This window comes from Klebsiella sp. A-Nf5, from assembly GCF_002810545.1.
Classification (GTDB): domain Bacteria; phylum Pseudomonadota; class Gammaproteobacteria; order Enterobacterales; family Enterobacteriaceae; genus Klebsiella; species Klebsiella variicola.
The window spans coordinates 1-547 of record NZ_PIOG01000003.1 but is presented as its reverse complement, the minus strand read 5'-3'; the positions used below and the strand labels follow the sequence as shown (position 1 = coordinate 547).

General features: G+C 49.5%; 1 protein-coding gene. It reads left to right on the top strand.

Annotated features, from left to right (window positions below; genetic code table 11):
• Nucleotides 1-500: arylamine N-acetyltransferase family protein (locus CWM53_RS00020; RefSeq protein ID WP_165784987.1), on the top strand; the 500-nt coding region annotated here is incomplete at its 5' end.
• Between the last annotated feature and the right edge of the window lie 47 nt (nucleotides 501-547).

The following is a 547-nucleotide window of genomic DNA, read 5'->3' as shown; positions in this document are numbered from 1 at the left end:
CGATGTTCTACCCGGCACGCCGACCAAAAACGCATATGGCATTAATTGCTGAAGTCGATGACCGCCTGTGGCTTTGCGATCTAGGGTTCGGCAGCTATGGTATTCGCGCACCGATCGCCATAGACATGCTAGATACCGATATTGAACAGGATTTCGACACTTTCCGACTTATCCGTGACGTTAATAGCGAGTACCTGCTACAAGCGAAGGTGGAGGGTGAATGGGCCAATCAATACAGTTTTGATCTATCACCCCAGGAGTGGATTGATTTCGTCCCGGCCAATTACCTCAACTCCACCCATCCTGATGCCATCTTTGTGCAGAAACTACTTATCGTGCAGCACGGCTCCGAGGGGCGCCTGATTTTGCTAGGTAATGTGTTGAAAATAATCACCGCAGAGGGCGTAGAGAAGCAGCAACTCACGGAAGGCGATATTGCCCGTGTACTGAAAAAACGATTTGCTCTGTCTGTACCGCAATACATCGGGAAGGCAGTGTAATCCTGAGCGCCGCCTTCCCTTTGTTTATCCTAATGCAATATACAGAG